This is a genomic window from Fictibacillus nanhaiensis (assembly GCF_049537595.1).
Lineage (GTDB): Bacteria > Bacillota > Bacilli > Bacillales > Fictibacillaceae > Fictibacillus > Fictibacillus nanhaiensis_F.
In genome coordinates this window covers 2,032,524-2,047,685 of record NZ_JBMULM010000001.1, presented here as the reverse complement: position 1 = coordinate 2,047,685, position 15,162 = coordinate 2,032,524, and the positions used below count along the sequence as shown (strand labels likewise).

Genomic DNA, 15,162 nt, shown 5'->3' with positions numbered 1-15,162 from the left:
TTTATGTGTTACAATATCTAATAATTATAAAGATGCAGTTTCTAGACTTCACAAGAGAGGAGAAAGGTGAACAACGTGAAAAAAGCAGTAAGACCCTATGACTATTCGTTGATAGTAGCCGTACTATTATTGTGCAGTGTAGGATTAGTCATGATCTACAGCGCGAGTATAGGGGTAACGATCAATAAATACGATTATAGCAGCAGCTTTTTCTTTACAAGACAACTTGTCTTTCTGCTAGTTGGGATTGGACTCATGTATTTTACCATGAGGTTCAATGTTCAAATCTATAAGAAGCTAATGATGCCTATCGTCGTTTTCTCAATTCTAATATTGATATTTGTTTTATTGTTCGGACGAGAAGTAAACAATGCAAAAAGCTGGTTATACATAGGTCCGATCGGTATTCAGCCTGCTGAATTTATCAAGCTGACCCTAGCTATCTATTTGGCTGCGATCTATTCAAAGAAACAAGGAAAGATGCAAGATTTCAAAAAAGGAGTCATCCCGCCACTAACGATTTTTGCCATCATGTTTCTATTGATTTTAAGGCAGCCAGACTTAGGGACAGGCATTATCGTTTCGGGTGTTGCTGGAGTTATTCTGTTTTGCTCCGGAATAAAATTCAAACATATTTTTTCAATGGCGGCTTTAGCGGGTATCGTAGGATTAGGGATATTCCTTCGATTAACACCAGAGCAGCTTTCCCGTTTTGATGCAGCTTTTGCGCCATTCAAAGATCCTGCTGGCGATGGATATCAGCTAGTGAATGGATATATTTCAATCGCTGCGGGTGGAATGACAGGATCAGGTCTAGGTGAGAGTATTCAGAAATATGGATTCCTCCCAGAACCTCATACTGATTTTATCATTGCCATCATCGCAGAAGAGCTTGGATTTATCGGAGTATTTTCAATCATCGCTTTACTAGGGTATATCGTTTTAAAAGGATTTTATATAGGCATGCAGAGTACTGATACATATTCAAGTTTATTAGCTTTTGGTATCGCTGGAATGATAGGTATTCAAACAGTGGTCAATCTAGGTGCGGCAGTTGGGTTATTACCTATTACTGGTGTTCCGTTGCCATTTATTTCGTACGGGGGCTCATCCCTTCTGTTGTTTCTAACATCGATGGGGATTCTCATAAATATTTCTGCAAAAGTAAATCTGAACAAAAAAGTGCCTGATAGAAAGCCCGAAGTAAACAGAAAGATAAAAGCTATCATGTAACGGTAAAAGGAGAGGAACTTGTATGAGTAGAAAAATCAGCAAAGTCTTAGTAGCAAACCGAGGAGAAATTGCAATTCGAATTTTCAGAGCTTGTACCGAACTAGACATACGAACAGTAGCTATTTATTCAAAAGAAGATACGGGATCTTACCATCGTTATAAAGCAGATGAAGCCTATCTTGTAGGTGAGGGCAAGAAACCGATCGATGCTTATCTTGATATCGAAGGTATAATTCAGATCGCTAAGACGAATGGTGTTGACGCAGTTCATCCAGGATACGGCTTTTTGTCGGAAAACAAAGAATTTGCAGAGCGTTGTCATGAGGAAGGAATCATTTTTATTGGTCCAAATCAAAAACACCTCGATGTTTTCGGTGATAAAGTCAAAGCTAGACAAACGGCTATTGATGCTAACATCCCTGTAATTCCAGGGAGTGATGGACCTGTTAATAGTCTCTCAGAAGTGAGAGACTTTGCTCTAAGCAATGGTTTTCCGATCATCATCAAAGCTTCTATGGGCGGCGGTGGACGCGGAATGCGTATCGTCAGAAGTGAAAACTCTTTGGCAGAAAGTTATGACCGTGCGAAATCAGAAGCAAAAGCCGCGTTTGGCAAAGATGAAGTATATGTTGAAAAATTCGTTGAGAATCCAAAACATATTGAAGTACAGATCCTTGGAGATCATGAAGGCAATTTAGTGCATCTATATGAGCGTGACTGTTCTGTACAAAGAAGACATCAGAAGGTCGTTGAAGTAGCACCAAGTGTTTCGCTATCTGATGAGCTTCGTCATGATATTTGCGAATCTGCTGTATCTTTGATGGAGCATGTAGGGTATATCAATGCAGGTACCGTTGAGTATCTAGTAACGCCAGACGGCAAATTTTATTTCATAGAAGTGAATCCGCGCGTTCAGGTTGAACACACGATCACGGAGATGGTCACTGGGATCGATATCGTTCAATCGCAAATTTTAATCGCTGAAGGATACCCGTTACACGGAAAAGAAATTGGTATCCCAAAGCAAGAAGATATTTATTGCCATGGTTACGCGATCCAATCACGTGTAACAACAGAAGATCCTTCTAATCAGTTCATGCCTGATACGGGTAAGATCATGGCTTATCGTTCTGGTGGAGGATTTGGTGTTCGATTAGATGCTGGGAATGGATTCCAAGGCGCTATTATTACGCCTTATTATGATTCTTTACTCGTGAAAGTATCTACTTGGGCATTATCGTATGAGCAAGCCGCTTCTAAAATGTTAAGAAACTTAAAAGAGTTTCGTATCCGAGGTATCAAAACAAATATTGCTTTCCTTGAGAATGTAGTCACACACCAAAAGTTTTTGTCAGGTGATTATGATACATCTTTCATTGATACAAGCAGTGAGCTCTTTGTTTTTCCAAAGCGTAAAGATAGAGGAACGAAGATGCTTTCCTATATCGGTGCGACAACCATCAATGGATTTCCGGGACTTTCCAAGCAGGAGAAACCTAATTTTGCTAAACCTCGTATTCCTAAGGTAAAGCAAACAGAATCGATTCCTAATGGAACGAAGCAATTGTTAGACGCTGAAGGACCAGAAGCAGTGGCGCGATGGATAAAGGATCAAAAGAAACTCTTACTAACGGATACTACTTTCCGTGACGGTCACCAATCCTTGTTGGCTACTCGTGTTCGTACGAATGACCTTCTTCATATTGCAGAGCCAACTGCAAGATTATGGCCAGAGATGTTCTCACTCGAGATGTGGGGTGGAGCTACATTTGATGTTTCTTATCGTTTCCTAAATGAAGATCCATGGGATCGATTAATTAAACTGAGAGAAAAAGCTCCGAATGTGTTGTTCCAAATGCTACTTAGAGCTTCTAATGCTGTAGGATACAAAAACTATCCAGATAATGTTGTTGAGGAGTTTGTTAAAAAGTCAGCAATGGCAGGAATCGATGTGTTCCGAATCTTTGATAGCTTAAACTGGGTAGAAGGCATGAAAGTTGCGATCAGGGCTGTTCGAGAGACTGGAAAAATCGCAGAGGCTGCAATCTGCTATACAGGAGATATTTTAGATCCGAACCGCACGAAATATGATTTGAACTATTATGTGAATCTAGCAAAAGAGCTTGAAGCAGAAGGGGCACATATTCTAGCTATTAAAGATATGGCCGGACTTTTAAAACCTCAAGCTGCCTATGACCTTGTATCAGCGTTAAAAGAAGCGGTCGATATTCCGATCCATCTTCATACGCATGACACGAGCGGAAACGGTATCTATACTTACGCTAAAGCGGCTGAAGCAGGGGTTGATATCGTAGATGTTGCTGTAAGTTCAATGGCCGGCCAGACATCTCAGCCGAGTGCGAATTCACTATATTACGCATTAGCAGGGAATGAAAGACAACCAGATTTGAACATTGATCATGTTAAAGACTTATCTTCTTATTGGGAAGATATTAGAAAATACTACTCAGGTTTTGAAAGTAATTCGGCTGCACCAGACCCGGAAGTATATGAGCATGAGATGCCAGGCGGGCAGTTTAGTAATCTTCAGCAGCAAGCAAAAGCAGTTGGTCTTGGTGACCGCTGGGATGAAGTGAAACAGATGTATCGCAGAGTGAATGATATGTTTGGCGATGTGGTTAAAGTTACTCCATCATCAAAAGTTGTCGGTGATATGGCTCTCTATATGGTTCAGAACAATTTAACAGAAGATGATGTGTATGATCGAGGAGAATCCTTGGATTTTCCAGACTCTGTTGTAGAATTCTTTCAAGGGTACCTAGGGCAGCCGTATGAAGGTTTTCCTAGGGAACTGCAGCGCATCGTATTAAAAGGTAGAGAACCACTGTCAGTGAGGCCAGGAGAGCTTTTAGAAGCGGCTGACTTTAATGACATCAAAGAAACGTTATTTCATAAGATTAATCGCCAAGTTACAAGTTTTGATGTTTTGGCGTATGCGTTATATCCAAAAGTATTCTTAGACCGGGAGAAGATGTATTCACAATTTGGTGATATTTCTGTTCTTGACACCCCGACGTTCTTTTATGGCATGAAACTTGGAGAAGAGATTGAAGTCGAGATCGAACAAGGTAAGACTTTAATCGTGAAGCTTGTTTCAATCGGTGAAGCACAGAATGATGGATCACGAGTTCTTTACTTTGAACTTAATGGTCAATCGCGTGAAATTGTAGTAATCGATGAAAGTGCAAAAGTAACCGTATCAGCAAAACAAAAAGTAGACCCTTCGAATCCTGCTCAAATTGGTGCGAGTATGCCAGGGACGGTGATCAAGGTTTTAGTTGAAAAAGGAGAAAAGGTTAAAAAAGGTGATCATCTGATGATTACTGAGGCAATGAAGATGGAAACTACCGTTCAAGCTCCTTTTGATGGAACCGTTAAAGAGATCTCTGTTCAAAATGGGGAAGGAATCGCTGCTGGCGATCTTTTAATAGAGTTGACTAAGTAAAAATAAAAAACCAAGGTGCAAAACTGCACCTTGGTTTTTTATTTTTACTTTCGATATACGATTAACGCTAAGTAACTCAGCGTTCCGAACAAGAAGGAAATGATCAATCCATGACCAAGGGCCACGAATAAGTTTAAGTTGGAATAAACGATCAGTGCACCTGATACACCTTGAAGAATGACAAATAGTAGAGCGAACTGAAATCCTTTTGTTACTACTTTTTGATCGCTATAGTATTTTCGAGCGTGATACCAAGCGTATACGATCCAAACAAACAGGACGATAGCAGCGATTCGATGCAATAGATGAATGCTTGCTTGAGATCCGATTGTTGCGAAAATGGTTCCATTGCAAAGAGGGAACTCAGGACCACATCCCATGCTTGAGCCAGTATGTCTTACGAGTGCACCTGTGTATACAACAGCATACAGATAAGCGAATAACCAATAGATGTTCTTTTTAAATGCGGGCGACACTTTCGCGATAAAAGGACGGTTAGGATCTTCAAAAGAAAGAATCGCAATCAAAAGAACACTTGCGAACGAAACGAGCGAAAAGCCGAAATGGGAGGCAAGAACAGCCGAAGATTGACTCCAAATAACGGCAGCGGCTCCAAGAAGGCCTTGAAGGATAATAAAGAATACAGCTGATCCAGCCAAAATCTTTATCTCTTTTCTATGTGGATCTCGTCTCCAAGCCCAAATCGCGAGTATGATAACGAGAAGGCCAAGCCATGCTGACACAAAACGGTGACTCACTTCAATAATCGTTTCGAGTTTAGGTGCTGTAGGCAAGATTTCTCCATAACAGAGCGGCCACGAGTTACCGCATCCATCACCTGAGCCTGTTTTTGTTACAACAGCTCCCATCAGCAATACGAGCAACATACCTAACGAAGTAATAATAGAATAAATCTGATAAAATCTTTTCAATTCATTCACCTGCTTTTTTTGTCCAATAACCGTTCACAAATTTGTAATAATTTCAACAAGTATTCCAGACACTTCCATCGTACAAATAAGATAAGATAGTGTCTATATTAGTCGAAGTATACAAAGCACTTGATTTGTTTTATAATGTTAGAGGACATTTTCTTTATATAATCTTTATATACCACTATCCTATCATATAGGTAAAACGTTCTACTTTACATATTGTGAACAGATGAAGACATTTTTTTACCGTTGATTTTAGAGTCAAGCCCATATAGAATGAATGAGGGCTTAAATAACAGCAAAAGCAAGAATTGGAACATTTTACTCTAAAAGGAGGTGTATCTGTTGAGCAAAACTCCAACTGCATATGAAGTCGCTAACAAAGTAATGGAACCTGGACCTCTATCTGAAGCGAATCCTACAGGCACCTGGAAAGATTTTTTGACCATCGCGAAGCTCGGGATTGTTATGAGTAACTTGATTACGACATTTGCTGGATTCTTTCTAGCTTTAAAATATAACAATCTTTTATTTTCTGACAAGATTGGCGATTTAGTTCTTTGTATTTTAGGTGCTGCATTAGTTATTGCAGGTGGCTGCTGCTTGAATAACTATATTGATAGAGATATAGACCAGCTGATGGAACGTACGATTGAACGGCCGACAGTTACGGGCAGGATCAGCGCGAATCAAGTCCTTTGGGTAGGTATTATTCTATCCGCAATCGGAACAGTTATGCTTGCCATTACAACCTTAACAGCAGCAGTTATGGGATTGATCGGACTGTTTGTATATGTTGTCGTTTACACGATGTGGCTTAAACGAACTCATTCTATTAATACGGTAGTCGGAGGCATATCTGGGGCTGTGCCACCTTTAATCGGTTGGGCAGCAGTTGATGCAAACCTTCATTGGGTTGCTTGGATCTTATTCTTAATCATGTTTTTATGGCAACCTCCACACTTTTTAGCGCTTGCGATGAAACGATGTGAAGATTATAGAAAAGCTGGTATTCCAATGCTTCCTGTTGTATCCGGTTTCGCATTAACGAAACGTCAGATGATCTGGTACGTAGCCGCATTACTTCCTGTGTCTCTTTACCTGTTCGAATTTGGTATCTTCTACTTGATCCTTGCTGCTGTGTTAGGAACAGGTTGGCTGATCCTAGCATTATCAGGGCTAAAGACTAAGGATGACATGAAGTGGGCTCGTATGATGTTCGTATATTCGTTGAATTATATGACCATTATGTTTGTTGCTATGATCTTAGTGAACATATAGATTTTATACTGGAACAGCGCGATTGTGCTGTTCCTATAATCGCCTTTACATAAAAGGGCTTTCATAAAAAAGTATAGATGAAGGCTTATCGTTTGTATTCACTCATAAGAGTGAAACTCCTAGTTTTATTAACAAAGGTTTTAATGCGTAAGATTTATTTTTGCTATTTCCATTCAAATAACCTATTTATTTGAATTGAATAGATAGAACATTCAGTCAAAACAGACTACAACGAGAAAGTGGGGTATATGTAGTGATGAAAAAATGGCTACAAAAAGGGCGTTTTCTTTCCTTATTTGCCATGTTGGCTCTTCTTTTGATGGGGTGCGGAGATCCGACTCTATCAACTTTAATTCCGCAAGGTGAAGTTGCTGACAAACAGTTCCAGCTGATGCTGATCTCTATTAGTATTATGATTCTGGTTCTGGTGGTAGTTTTCGTTCTTTATGCATTCGTATTATTGAAGTTTAGAAAGAGAAAAGGTGACGAATCTACACCTAAGCAAGTGGAAGGTAACCACATGCTTGAACTATTATGGACAGTTATTCCGATTCTTTTGCTTATCATCTTAGCTGTACCAACTGTAATGAGAACGTTTGAATTCTCTGCAGATGCGAAACCTGCTTCAAAGAACGAGTTAAGCATTAAGGTTACTGGACACCAATATTGGTGGGAGTTTGAATATCCGAAAGAAGAATTAATCACTTCTCAAGAACTGGTTCTTCCGGCAGATACGAAAGTGCACGTTGAATTATCATCTGCTGATGTTATTCACTCTTTCTGGATTCCTTCACTAGCAGGTAAGACCGATACAAACCCTGGTGATAAAAACAAGAACTACATGTGGTTTGATACGGGAAGTAAGACAGACGTAGTGTACAAAGGGAAATGTGCTGAACTTTGTGGTGCATCCCATGCTTTAATGGACTTTAAAGTAAGAGTTGTTTCTAAAGAAGACTACAAGAACTGGGTTGCGGGCTATAAAGCGGCTGACGACAAATCTTCTGCTAATGCTGATGGACAACAAGTCTTTGAAAAGAACTGTTTATCTTGTCACGCTGTTGGACAAAACGGCGGAAACACAGGGCCTAGCTTAACTGGTTTTGGGGATAAAGACCGTGTAGCAGGTATCTTAGAACATGATAAAGAAAATCTGAAAAAGTGGATCAAGGACCCTCAAGAAGTTAAACCAGGCAACAACATGCCTAAAGTAAATCTTTCTGATGAGGAAATTGATGCTGTTTCAGATTACTTGTTAGGTCTTAAATTGAAATAGTCTTAAGCATTGCAAAAAAGGAGGTTACACCGTGGCAACTCACGAAAGTCACAAAAAGAGAAGTGGGTTAATGGATTGGCTCACTACCGTTGACCATAAAAAGATCGGTATTCTGTATCTTTTGGCTGGTGGCTTCTTCTTCTTAATCGGAGGACTTGAAGCAGTTTTAATGCGTATTCAACTTATGGAACCAGACAGCAAGATTTTCACTGGTGAACTTTATAATCAATTGTTAACAATGCATGGAACAACGATGATCTTCTTGGCAGCCATGCCGATCATCTTTGGTTTCATGAATGCGATCGTTCCTTTACAGTTAGGCGCTCGTGACGTAGCGTTTCCTTATGTAAACGCAGTCGGATTCTGGTTATTCTTCTTCGGGGGAGTACTTTTGAACTTAAGTTGGTTCTTAGGTGGTGCTCCTGAAGCTGGATGGACAGCTTATGCACCTTTATCAACGGTCGCAGAGGATACGGGTGTTGATTTCTATGTACTCGGTCTTCAGATTGCCGGAGCAGGTACTCTTGCAGGTGGTATTAACTTCCTTGTAACGATTATCAATATGCGTGCACCTGGTATGACATTCATGCGTATGCCATTGTTCACATGGGCTTCATTTGTTACATCTGGACTTATTCTTTTCGCATTCCCTGCACTTACAGTAGGATTCTTCTTACTAATGTTCGAACGTGTATTTGATGCTAATTTCTTTAATCCAGATATGGGTGGTAACATATTAATCTGGGAACATATTTTCTGGATCTTTGGTCACCCGGAAGTATATATCTTAATTCTTCCAGCATTCGGTATTATCTCTGAAGTTATTTCTACATTCTCAAATAAGCGTTTGTTCGGTTATAGCGCAATGGTTTTTGCGACAGTACTGATCGGATTCTTAGGATTCATGGTTTGGGTTCACCACATGTTTACTGTTGGTTTAGGACCTGTAGCTAACTCAATCTTCGCTGTAGCAACGATGGCGATCGCGATTCCGACTGGTGTTAAGATCTTTAACTGGATCTTCACAATGTGGGGCGGACAGATTCGTTTCTCGACAGCTATGCTTTTTGCAGTTGGATTCGTACCAACTTTCGTAATGGGTGGAGTAACAGGCGTTATGCTTTCTGTACCTGCTGCTGACTATCAGTATCATGACAGTTATTTCGTAGTAGCTCACTTCCACTATGTTATCGTTGGTGGTTTGATTTTAGGATTATTCTCAGGGTTATACTATTGGTACCCGAGAATGTTTAACCGCGTATTGAATGAAACACTTGGAAAGTGGAACTTCTGGTTGTTCTTTATTGGTTTCCATTTAACGTTCTTCCCTCAGCACTGGTTAGGACTAATGGGTATGCCTAGACGTGTTTATACATATATGTCTGGCCAAGAACTTGACGGAGCAAACTTTGTAAGTACGATCGGCGCGATTCTTATGGGTGCAGGAACAGTTGTACTCCTAATCAACATCATCATCTCTGCATCATCTAAATATGCAACAACAAAAGATCCATGGGATGGGCGTACACTTGAATGGTCTATGCCAGTACCAACTCCAGAATACAACTTTGCTCAAACTCCACTCGTTCGTGGTCTTGATGCACTGTATGTTGAAAAAACAGCTGGAAACGGCGAGATGACACCTGCAGAACCTGTAGGAGAAATTCACATGCCAAACGGATCGATTCTTCCGTTCATTTTATCTCTAGGTATGTTTATTTCTGGTTTTGGTTTTATCTATTCAAACTGGTACGTAGCTGGAGCAGGACTAGGGCTTGTCTTAATCACTATGTTCCTCCGTTCTATTATTGATGATCATGGGTATCATATTCATAAAGAAGAAGTTGAAGCAGACATTAAAGGGGGTAGAGCTTAATGAATGCTGGAGAACGTTTAACAGATGCTAATTTCCCTGCACATCCTGAAAAAGCTACCCTTGAAGGTAAGAATAAATTTTTAGGATTCTGGTTATTCCTTGGTGGAGAAACGGTTTTATTTGCAACACTTTTTGGGACATATCTAGGTCTTAGAAACATGCATTTAGATGGCCCTTCTGGGGAAGAACTATTTTCACTGCCATTAGTATTCCTAGCTACAATGCTGCTACTTACTAGTTCCCTTACGAGTGTGTACGCAGTACTTTCTTTAAAGCAGAACAAAGTACGTTCATTACAAGGCTGGTTCCTCGTAACCTTATTATTGGGTCTTGGATTCTTAGGTCTAGAGATTTATGAGTTCATACATTATGTTCATGAAGGACATACGTTTACTAGTTCTGCATTCGGTTCAGCTTTCTATACGTTAGTAGGTTTCCACGGAGCTCACGTATTGTTTGGAATTCTATGGATCACTACGTTGTTAGCTAGAAACTGGAACAGAGGAATCACATTATCTAATGCTCCTAAGTATTATTTGTTTGCTCTATATTGGCACTTTGTCGATGTTGTATGGGTATTCATTTTTACCGTTGTTTATCTAATGGGAAAGGTAGGCTAAACTCATGGCTAATCACACACAAAACCCTGAAACTACCGTTCATCGTCACGAAGAGATTCAGCGTAAGCTTGCCTTGAAAGAGGAGCGTAAGCATCATAACGTTTCTTTTGTCATGATGATTCTTTTAACGATCGTTGCATTCTTTGCGATCTGGAGTGACAAGATCAGTGATTCGTTTGCTGTTTTGTTTATCCTCACATTGGCAGTTGTTCAAGTATTCTTCCAGCTGTATGTTTGGATGCACTTAAGCCACAAAGGACATGACTTCCCAATCTGGGGTATGGCTAGTGGTATATTGGTTGCAGCTATAACAGTAGCTTCCTTAATGGGACTTATTTGGACATCGTAAAGAAGGAAGGGCTGCATCTCGTGTGCAGCCCTTTTTATTTGTTACAATATTACGAATTGTCACTAACATTCCGTACAAGTACCAACTATGATTGATATAGTGTTTATGGGTACTTTTATAAAGGAGATGACAGACATGCATCATGATCATCATGTTCATCATATTAGTTTGAGTGATTATAACTGGTACGAGCTTTTTCCGCCTTCTATATATGTTATAGCCATCATTCTTGCGTTCGTTTATTTTCGATTCGTTGCCCGAGATAAACAGGGTAAGAAGCTTGCAACAAAATGGCAGCAAACTTCAATGATCGCTTCTCTCTTGTTAATGATCATCATTAAAGGTACACCTGTTCAGGTCTTAGGACACAATTATTTATTTAGTGTTCACATGGTACAGATGGCAGTGCTTTATTTAATGATTGCACCACTCATGATCCTTGCGATTCCTGAAGTAAAATGGAAAAATTGGTTAAGTAAGAAAACAATTCTTACACGTATTTTTCATTTCCTCACGAAGCCGTTGCTTGCACTACTAATCTTTAATGCTGTATTTTCCTTGTATCATATTCCATTAGTGTTTGATGCCGCCGTTTCGAATCCGATCATTCATTATGGATATCATGCCTTGTTATTAATAACAGCTTATACGATGTGGTGGCCGGTTCTTTGTCCGGTTAAAGAGCTTGATACGTTGTCAGATATCAAGAAGATCGGATACGTTTTTGCGAATGGTGTTCTAATGACTCCAGCTTGCGCACTGATCATGTTTGCTGATTTTCAACTCTATGAAACGTACAGAAACGTACCGCAATTATTTGAAACGATGACACCGAAAGAAGATCAGCACGTAGGTGGAGTAACGATGAAGATCTTCCAAGAAGTTATCTACGCATTTGTACTAGGATTGATCTTCACAAGATGGGTTAAAAAAGAACGTCTCCGCGATAAAGCGGACTTGGAGTTAATAAAAAGACAAAATAACCAACTGAAACCTGAATTAAAGTAACCGGCATTTTTTGCAGGTTATTTTTTTTGTCTGAATCTGTACTTAAAGCTGTTTGCAAACGACATGCTTTCAGAGAATATCTCTTCTCAAGCTTCCCTAAAAGCGAAGTATATAAAAACATGAAACCAACCACTTACATGAGCAAAAACAATTCCTAAAAGAGACGATAAAATCACAGCAAAAAAAATGAAATTGCCCTTATGATGTCGAATTAAAAAGTAAAGCCCTGTAGAAAGGAAAGAAAAACATGAGAATCAGTGCAAGACAAGCCGCTAAAAAATTTATAGAGTCTCATTATCCAAACTGTGATGTAGCCTATCTGGCTGGCAGTGTTGTTAGGGGAGAAGAAACAGAGAGCTCTGATCTAGATATTATCATCATCGACAGTTCGGTAAGTGAATCTTATCGTGAATCACTAACAGAATATGATTGGCCGATCGAAGTCTTTGTTCACAATATGTTTACATACAAACATTTCTTTAGGCAAAATATTGATCGGGCAAGACCCTCTCTTCCTCAAATGTGTGCTGAAGGCATTATTCTTCAAGATACTGGACAGGCTTCTCGAATTAAGAATGAAGCTTTACAGCTATTGAAAGCAGGGCCAACGCCATGGAAAACAATTGAGATCGAGCAAGCACGATATTTCTTAACCGATCTATTAAACGATTTGGAGGGGTCAACGAATATATTAGAAGATTTATTTATCGTTTCGAAACTCGCTGATCGAACACATGAATTTGTATTACGTGTTAATGGGCACTGGATCGGAGAAGGGAAATGGATTCTTCGTGCTTTGAAAGAATACAATGAACCATTTGCAGAACAATTTGGTTTAGTATTTAATGACTATTTTTCCAATCGTATTAAATCAAAAGTGATCGCATTTGTTGACGAAGTAATCGCTCCATATGGTGGTAGGCTATTTGAAGGATATTCCTCTCAATCACCAGAAAAAGCTGTTGAATAAGAAAAACCCCTCATCGAGGGGTTTTTTAAACGTGCAATTCAGTATGAAGTGCTTCAATTAATTTGTTGCATTGATTCACAACGTGTTTTGGGAATACTTCATCATATTCCACACCGTGAGGGTAATAATGTTTCCCTACATAAGGTGTTCCAAGTTCAACTTTAGCGTGTGGAGTTTCAGTTTCTGCTTCAATAACATGACAAGGGAATCGGAAGTAATAAACATCACCGTTCGTCATGTCTTCAAATTTGTAATCATATGTAATACGTTCATAATCCCATTGGCCAGCACGGATCATGCCATGGTTTTCCATTACATGTTCTAAAAGTGAAAACTCAACTACCTTCCCGTTTAAGCCGCTTTCTTCAAATTTCATTGTGAAACCTCCTAGGAATTCAATAAAAAAATAATAATCACTTCTTAATGATATTATGAAAGCGCTAAAGATGCAATCATTGTCAAAAGTGCGCATATTTGTTTTTCTTTCGTAAAGCATATAGAAGAACAGATTTCCATTTTAGAGGAGGTAAGGATTTGAAAAAGGTAAGTGAGATCATGACGAGGAATGTAGACTTTGTTACACCATTGGACAATGTTTATGAAGTAGCGGTAAAGATGAAGAAGGATGATGTAGGTGTGATTCCAGTTTGTGAAAATGATCAGATCATAGGAGTCATCACAGATCGAGATATTGTCGTTCGAGGAGTTGCTGAAAAACGTCCAGGCTCTACAAAAGTAACAGACGTTATGAGTGAAAATCTGTATACTGGTTCTCTAGATATGACGGCAGAAGAAGCTGCAGATCTGATGGCAGACAAACAAATCAGAAGGCTTCCGATCGTGGAGAACAATAAGCTTGTAGGAATTATTTCTTTAGGAGATCTATCACTAGCTAAAGAGAGTGACTCTGCTGCGGGACATACCCTTACACAAGTTTCAGAGCAACGGGATCAAATTCAATAAGCTATATCGATAGTATAAAACGGTTCCATTTTAATTGGAGCTGTTTTATTTTTGAAACGGTTCATCCAAACACATACCCTCTATGCTAAACTAATAAGAGAAGAAAGATATAGGGGGAACCATTATGCGAGGATTGGTTACTTTTTTCCTATCCGTTTTTATTTTAATCGGTTTGTTTTTTTATGATGTTCTGCCAGAATTTACGGTCGAGAAAGAAAAGCCTGATACAAAAGTAGAGTACATAGAAGAAACGCTTAAGATTCCTGAGGATGCTGTTTCAAACTGGGTAGGGAAAGATATAGAAGCATTTAAGAAGCAATGGGGAGAACCTGAGAGAATTGACCCATCAAGTTATGGCTATGAATGGTATATCTATGGAAACAAGAGTCCAAAAGGGTATCTTCAAGCAGGTGTTGAAAACGGTAAAGTAGTTACGCTGTTTGTTATTGGATCTGATGTAAATACCTCACCATTTAAAATCGGAGAAAATTCAAACACGATCATTCAGAAGTTTCCGATTGAGAGTGATATTACCATTAATGATGGAGAAGATTTTTTTAGATTTGAACTATCTGAGCAAGAAGTTATGCTACGTCCGCTCATTAAGTTGAATGATAGTGTTTGGGTACAGCTTTATTTTGATAAGTTTACGAATCAGCTTTCAAGTGTACGGTATACTACTTCAGATGTGTTGTTAAAACAAAGACCTTATTCTATTGTATATCGAGGTGATCTGCCACCGCTTGGACAATTGAGCGATGATGAACAGAATAAAGTAGATCAATCCGAAGAACAACAAGTTTTTGAGTTAACGAACATTATTCGTCTAAAATACGAAAAAAATCCGTTGAAATGGGATGAAAAGACATCTGAGGTAGCCTATCTTCATTCAAAAGATATGTTAGATCAGCAATATTTTTCCCATGAGAGTAAGGATGGAAGAACGCTCTCAGACAGGTTGCAACAAAAAGATGTAAAGTTTCTGCAGGCAGGTGAAAACATAGCAGCAAACTATACGGACGGCATTGCAGCAGTAGAAGGCTGGATGAACAGTGAAGGCCATAGAAACACATTGTTAAACAATGAATATACCCATTTAGGAATAGGTGTAGATAATAAGTATTACACCCAAAATTTCTTGGTACCTATGGAGTAAATAGATCGTTGTAAGGCTGAACCTTAATA

At 39.2% G+C, this 15,162-nt stretch carries 13 protein-coding genes; 11 read left to right on the top strand and 2 right to left on the bottom strand.

Translation table 11 applies throughout. From position 1 onward, the window contains the following. Nucleotides 1-66: 66 nt before the first annotated feature. Together ftsW and pyc are read left to right on the top strand one after the other, a co-directional pair. Nucleotides 67-1,233, top strand: a complete 1,167-nt coding sequence (gene ftsW, locus ACOZ9X_RS10290) for a putative lipid II flippase FtsW (protein ID WP_423418053.1) — start codon at nucleotides 67-69, stop codon at nucleotides 1,231-1,233. 22 nt (nucleotides 1,234-1,255) lie between these two features. Continuing rightward, nucleotides 1,256-4,699: a pyruvate carboxylase gene (pyc, locus tag ACOZ9X_RS10285; RefSeq protein WP_423418052.1), complete on the top strand. Its 3,444-nt coding sequence runs from the start codon at nucleotides 1,256-1,258 to the stop codon at nucleotides 4,697-4,699. Between the two features lie 44 nt (nucleotides 4,700-4,743). Here the strand turns inward: pyc and ACOZ9X_RS10280 are convergent, their stop codons facing one another. Then, a complete protein-coding gene (locus ACOZ9X_RS10280; protein ID WP_260858603.1) occupies nucleotides 4,744-5,631 on the bottom strand; it encodes a COX15/CtaA family protein in 888 nt (295 codons plus the stop codon). Between the two features lie 348 nt (nucleotides 5,632-5,979). Here ACOZ9X_RS10280 and cyoE point away from each other — a divergent pair, with 348 nt between their 5' ends. The 7 genes from cyoE (at nucleotide 5,980) to ACOZ9X_RS10245 (ending at nucleotide 13,014) form a co-directional block, all read left to right on the top strand. Then, nucleotides 5,980-6,915, top strand: coding sequence for a heme o synthase (cyoE, locus tag ACOZ9X_RS10275; RefSeq protein WP_423418051.1), 936 nt, complete (start codon nucleotides 5,980-5,982; stop codon nucleotides 6,913-6,915). Nucleotides 6,916-7,171: 256 nt separating this feature from the next. Further along, entirely contained in the window at nucleotides 7,172-8,191 is a 1,020-nt protein-coding gene (coxB, locus tag ACOZ9X_RS10270; protein WP_423418050.1) for a cytochrome c oxidase subunit II, read from the top strand. 31 nt (nucleotides 8,192-8,222) lie between these two features. Then, nucleotides 8,223-10,067 (top strand): cytochrome c oxidase subunit I, encoded by a 1,845-nt coding sequence (gene ctaD / locus ACOZ9X_RS10265; RefSeq protein ID WP_318243561.1) that lies wholly within the window; start codon nucleotides 8,223-8,225, stop codon nucleotides 10,065-10,067. Next, nucleotides 10,067-10,687, top strand: coding sequence for a cytochrome c oxidase subunit 3 (locus ACOZ9X_RS10260; protein ID WP_066393359.1), 621 nt, complete (start codon nucleotides 10,067-10,069; stop codon nucleotides 10,685-10,687). The genes ctaD and ACOZ9X_RS10260 overlap by 1 nt, the downstream gene beginning before the upstream one ends. A 4-nt stretch (nucleotides 10,688-10,691) precedes the next feature. Next, the gene (locus ACOZ9X_RS10255) at nucleotides 10,692-11,036 is read left to right on the top strand and encodes a cytochrome C oxidase subunit IV family protein (RefSeq protein WP_066393364.1); all 345 of its coding nucleotides are present in this window, start codon (nucleotides 10,692-10,694) and stop codon (nucleotides 11,034-11,036) included. A 135-nt stretch (nucleotides 11,037-11,171) separates the two neighbouring features. Next, nucleotides 11,172-12,044 carry a cytochrome c oxidase assembly protein gene (locus tag ACOZ9X_RS10250; RefSeq protein ID WP_423418049.1) on the top strand — a complete coding sequence of 291 codons (873 nt, stop codon included), beginning with the start codon at nucleotides 11,172-11,174 and terminating at the stop codon, nucleotides 12,042-12,044. A gap of 253 nt (nucleotides 12,045-12,297) precedes the next feature. After that, nucleotides 12,298-13,014 (top strand): nucleotidyltransferase domain-containing protein, encoded by a 717-nt coding sequence (locus ACOZ9X_RS10245; RefSeq protein ID WP_423418269.1) that lies wholly within the window; start codon nucleotides 12,298-12,300, stop codon nucleotides 13,012-13,014. Between the two features lie 25 nt (nucleotides 13,015-13,039). On the opposite strand, the gene ACOZ9X_RS10240 is transcribed toward ACOZ9X_RS10245, so the two are convergent. Next, nucleotides 13,040-13,390: a YugN family protein gene (locus tag ACOZ9X_RS10240; protein ID WP_144700984.1), complete on the bottom strand. Its 351-nt coding sequence runs from the start codon at nucleotides 13,388-13,390 to the stop codon at nucleotides 13,040-13,042. A 158-nt stretch (nucleotides 13,391-13,548) separates the two neighbouring features. Between ACOZ9X_RS10240 and ACOZ9X_RS10235 the strand changes: the two genes are divergently transcribed. Both ACOZ9X_RS10235 and ACOZ9X_RS10230 read left to right on the top strand, forming a co-directional pair. Then, nucleotides 13,549-13,977: a CBS domain-containing protein gene (locus ACOZ9X_RS10235; protein ID WP_423418048.1), complete on the top strand. Its 429-nt coding sequence runs from the start codon at nucleotides 13,549-13,551 to the stop codon at nucleotides 13,975-13,977. A gap of 124 nt (nucleotides 13,978-14,101) precedes the next feature. Then, nucleotides 14,102-15,133 (top strand): CAP domain-containing protein, encoded by a 1,032-nt coding sequence (locus ACOZ9X_RS10230; protein WP_423418047.1) that lies wholly within the window; start codon nucleotides 14,102-14,104, stop codon nucleotides 15,131-15,133. Nucleotides 15,134-15,162: the final 29 nt, after the last annotated feature.

What these genes read in the sequence shown, in the direction of transcription:
- pyc (WP_423418052.1), top strand. Translation starts at nt 1,256, where the DNA reads ATGAGTAGAAAAATCAGCAAAGTCTTAGTAGCAAACCGAGGAGAAATT.
- coxB (WP_423418050.1), top strand. Translation starts at nt 7,172, where the DNA reads ATGAAAAAATGGCTACAAAAAGGGCGTTTTCTTTCCTTATTTGCCATG.
- ACOZ9X_RS10260 (WP_066393359.1), top strand. Translation starts at nt 10,067, where the DNA reads ATGAATGCTGGAGAACGTTTAACAGATGCTAATTTCCCTGCACATCCT.
- ACOZ9X_RS10255 (WP_066393364.1), top strand. Translation starts at nt 10,692, where the DNA reads ATGGCTAATCACACACAAAACCCTGAAACTACCGTTCATCGTCACGAA.
- ACOZ9X_RS10250 (WP_423418049.1), top strand. Translation starts at nt 11,172, where the DNA reads ATGCATCATGATCATCATGTTCATCATATTAGTTTGAGTGATTATAAC.
- ACOZ9X_RS10240 (WP_144700984.1), bottom strand. Translation starts at nt 13,390, where the DNA reads ATGAAATTTGAAGAAAGCGGCTTAAACGGGAAGGTAGTTGAGTTTTCA.
- ACOZ9X_RS10230 (WP_423418047.1), top strand. Translation starts at nt 14,102, where the DNA reads ATGCGAGGATTGGTTACTTTTTTCCTATCCGTTTTTATTTTAATCGGT.